Genomic DNA, 4,615 nt, shown 5'->3' with positions numbered 1-4,615 from the left:
GAAATAACTTGTGTCCATTTTAATTGTCGATGATAATCCGGTTAACATCTTTGTAATTGAAAAAATTTTAAAACAAGCCGGATATCAGGATCTTGTATCGCTTAATTCTGCACAAGAGCTTTTCGAATACATCCATTTTGGAAAAGATTCTTCCAGGCATAATGAAATTGATTTAATACTATTAGATATTATGATGCCTGAGATTGATGGACTTGAAGTTTGTAGGCGATTACAAAACGAGGAGAAGTTTAAAGATATTCCTATTATTTTTGTAACAGCTTTAGAAGATGCGAATAAATTAGCTGAAGCGCTTGATATAGGCGCAATGGATTATATTACGAAACCTATAAATAAAGTTGAATTGTTAGCTCGTATGCGTGTGGCATTACGCTTGAAATTGGAATTAAATTGGCATAAAGAACAAGAGGAAAATCTTCGTAATGAATTAGATTTAGCTACACAAGTACAAAGAAACTTATTAAGTAGCCCATTAAGAGAAGATCATATAAAAATTGAAGCAAGTTACTTACCTTCATTCAAACTAGCTGGAGATATGTATTATTGGTATAAAATCGATGAAAACCGCTACGGTATTATATTATTAGATGTGATGGGACATGGTGTATCTGCTTCATTAGTTTGTATGTTTATTTCGTCTGTATTACGTGAATCGATTAAATGTTTAATCGATCCGGAACTTGTCATTAAAGACTTAAATAAATATATGACTCTTTTACATAATGAGAATGACAATATTCCATATTATTTTACAGCGATATACTTAGTAGTTGATACAGAAAAGAGAACAATTGAATATGTAAATGCAGGACATCCTTCTGGATACGTTTTAGTTGATGAAGAGAATGTAGTGGAACTAAATCGCGGGAGTTGTGCGGTAGGATTTTTTGATGAAATAAAGGTTGAAAAGACGGTAATACCTTTTGAGAAGAACGCTCAAATATTATTGTTTACAGATGGTGTACTTGAAGCAATTGCAAATGATGAATTTGAGTCTGAAGAGAAATTACGTGCTTTTACAGAAAGAAAATGGGGAGATTTAGAAGAAGAGATAGAAGGATTTTATAAGGAAGAACAGAAGAAAGCACAATCAGATGATATGTGTTTAATTATGATACAAACGAATGCGAAATAAAAAGGGTATGAAATCCAAACATAGGATTTCATACCCTTTTTAATGTATTTTTTGATAGATTTGTTCGTTAGGGTTAAATTGGATATAATGCGGCATTATATCTGAAAAACGAAGAGTTTCTTTATTTCCTAAACATAGGAATCCATTGTGGCCTAAACTTTCATAAAATAGTTGCTGTACTTGGTTTTGAAGTTTACTTGTAAAATAAATTAAAACGTTACGGCAAAGTATAATATGAAATTCGTTAAAAGATTGATCAGTTACTAAATTATGCTGCGCAAAAATAATGTTTTGTAACAGGGATGGATTAAAATAAGCAAAACGACTATTTGTTGAATAATAGTTAGAAAATGCTTGTGTACCGCCAGCTTGTAAATAGTTTTTCGTATAAGTTTGCATTTTATTTAACGGAAGGATGCCTTGTTTTGCTTTTTCTAACACATTCGTATTCATATCTGTTGCGTAAATAACAGCTTTTTCACTTAATCCTTCTTCGTGAAGTAAGATGGACATTGATAACACTTCTTCACCAGTTGCGCATCCAGCATGCCAAATTCTAATTTCAGGATATTTTTTTAATTCAGGAATAACATGGCTTTAGCAGTTAATGCGATAATAGGTATTTCATGGAACCCTAAATTCATTCGGATATTTTCCATCGTTTCATAACCGTCCATATTCGGCATCATAATATCCATTAAAATAAGGTCAATATTTGTATTGCTTTTTAGTATTTCTAAACACTCTATACCATTTTGTGCAGTAATAATGTTGGCATGTTGTTTTTCTAATGCATTTTGTAATGCAAATATATTTCGATGATCATCATCGACAATTAAAATAGTTTTCTCTTGGAAGACGTTATTTGTTTCTGGCGTCACGATAGTTTCCTCAATAACTTCAGGAGGAATAACATCTTCTATCGTTGCTGCAACTTCTAAATTGGATACTTGTATATCAGTTAACCCATTTGGAAGGTTAGGAATATATACTGTGAAGGTACTGCCTTCTCCTACATTACTCTCTAACGTAATCCAACCGCCTAATAATCTAGCAAACTCTTTACAAATAGATAATCCTAAGCCTGTACCACCATATTTCCGAATCGTTGCGCCATCTGCCTGTTGAAAAGCTTCGAAAATAAGTTGATGCTGTTCTTTAGAAATACCAATACCAGTATCTTTTACTGAAATCGTAATCCAATCTTTACTTATAGACTGCATTTCATTACTCAAATTGGTTGTTTCTATCGGATTGAAATGTAAAGAGACGGATCCTTTTTCCGTGAATTTAAATGCATTGGATAATAAGTTTTTAATAATTTGCTCAATCCGCTTTGCATCTGTATAAAATAAATCAGGAATAATATCACTGTCTTCAATAGTAAATTCGACATTTTTTTGTGCAGCTATATGTAAAAAGTTTTGCTGCATATTTGCTGCCATGTCACTTATGTTCGTTGCTTCAAAAATGACGTCTAGTTTTCCGGCTTCTACTTTAGATAAATCTAGTATGTCATTAATTAAAGTAAGTAAATCTTTTCCTGATGAATGAATGACGGTTGCTAATTCAATTTCATCATCGGATAAATGGTTATCATGATTTTCTCTTAACATTTCAGATAATAGTAAAATACTATTTAACGGTGTTCGTAATTCATGGGACATATTTGCTAGAAATTCTGATTTGTATTTTGAACTACGTAATATTTCGCTTGCTTTTTCTTCTAATTCTGATTTAGTAATTTCTAAATCAGTTGTCTTTTGTTCAGCCTCTTCAGTTCTAGACTCTAGTTGTTCATTCGTTGTTCGTAATTCTTCGGCTTGCATTTGTAGTTCTTCAGCTTGCGTTTGCAATTCCTCTGATTGAACTTGTAATTCCTCGGTCATTGCTTGTGATTCATGTAAAAGAGTTTGAATTCGCATACGTCCCATAATACTATGGATGGTTAAACCTAGATTATCAATAGTTTGTTGAATTAAGTCTTGATGTAAGTCTGAAATCTCAGTTACACTTACTAACTCAATTACTGCAATAACTTCATCCTCAAATAAGACAGGGATTACTAGTAGATTTTTGGGACGTATTTCTAATAAGCCAGTAGTGACGTAACGAAACTCTTCGGGTATGTCTCGAAGAATAAAACTTTGCTTCTCTAAAGCGCATTGTCCAATTAAACCTTCACCAACTTCAATGGATTGTTTTCCAATATTAGCACCTTGATCGGCGAAAGAAGCTTTCTTCACATAGTAGACAGTTTCTTCAACTTCTTCACGTACATAGAATGCACCGCAAGAGGTTTGCGTTTTTTGTATAATTCCACTAAGTATTTTTTTACCTAACATCTCAATAGAAGATACACCTTGATACATTAAAATTAATTCTGCAAGCTCAGTTTGTAACCACTCTCTGTTAGATATTTCATCTAGTAGGTGGTTTGTTGTATGAGCAAGCTCTTTTATTTCATCCCGCGTGTTTACATGAATTCTTTCAGTAATTTTTTCTTTAGAAGAAATGGATTTAATAGCTTGAATTACGTTTTTAATCGTTTTTGTAATGGAATTCGAAATATAGAGTGAAATGATAATAGAAATACAAGAAAGTAAGAATAATAAACTGTATAACCAAAGCTCTAATTTATTATTTTCATTATCTAATTGCGCAGCTCTTTTTTTCGTTAGTTGCTCTTCTATACTACGGAAATTAGTTAGCTGCGATTGTAATGATTGAATTTGAGTCGTGTCGATTGCTTGTATGTTATTACTATTATGATTTGTAATGATTGGGTGAATCTCTTTATTAATCCAACTATTAATGTTTTCGTTAATCTGTTTTAATTTTTCTTGCTGAGATGGATTATCTTCTAATAAAGCGAAAAGATCTTGATAATGTTTTTCGTAATCCTTTTCCGCAGAGTTAAGGGATTGTACGTAATTTGGGTTATTAGTAATGATAAAATCTTTCGCTTTATTTTCAATTGTTAGCAATTCTTTCTCCACTTGATTCGTTAAATTAAGAACTTTAAAATCGTGATCAATAATAAAATTACGAGATTTTTGTAAATTGGAAATCTCATTGTTTAACATAATGAAAGAAATAAGTAAGAACAAAATCATAACTAAATAACCAGCCATAATTTTGTAGCGAATACTAAATTTTGCTTTCGATTTCATTAAAAATTCCTACCTTCAAGGTTATTCAAAGTTTTCAATTGTAAAGAATGAAAAACGTAATATATATTATATCAGTTTTCATAAGGCCAAACTAGAAATCCCCCTATTGTATTAGGGGGTCTCGTTTTGAATAGAGGAAATCATTTTGAAATATAAAAACATATATGAAAAGTAACGATCGAGGGAATAGGGGGATAATAAAACTTTTAAGAAGGAAAGAGTGTTCTTAAAGCTTTTTTTGCATCTATTCCTTCAAAGATAAATAATACAAGCTCTCTCTTTTTTACAG

The 4,615-nt window shown here is 31.5% G+C and carries 1 protein-coding gene and 2 pseudogenes; 1 reads left to right on the top strand and 2 read right to left on the bottom strand.

Annotation, left to right across the window (positions count from 1 at the left end; genetic code table 11):
* The first annotated feature begins 10 nt into the window (after positions 1 to 10).
* Positions 11 to 1,153, top strand: a complete 1,143-nt coding sequence (locus AC1DJR_RS24740) for a SpoIIE family protein phosphatase (protein ID WP_477003735.1) — start codon at positions 11 to 13, stop codon at positions 1,151 to 1,153.
* Between the two features lie 39 nt (positions 1,154 to 1,192).
* Here AC1DJR_RS24740 and AC1DJR_RS24735 read toward each other — a convergent pair.
* Together AC1DJR_RS24735 and AC1DJR_RS24730 are read right to left on the bottom strand one after the other, a co-directional pair.
* Positions 1,193 to 1,747: pseudogene (locus AC1DJR_RS24735) on the bottom strand (CheR family methyltransferase); the annotation flags it as partial.
* Positions 1,744 to 4,326: pseudogene (locus AC1DJR_RS24730) on the bottom strand (ATP-binding protein); the annotation flags it as partial. The pseudogenes AC1DJR_RS24735 and AC1DJR_RS24730, both read right to left, overlap by 4 nt.
* Positions 4,327 to 4,615: the final 289 nt, after the last annotated feature.

It is taken from the genome of Bacillus sp. 05T31, assembly GCF_056396725.1.
The sequence above is the reverse complement of the archived record's forward strand: the minus strand, read 5'-3'. Positions and strand labels throughout refer to the sequence as shown.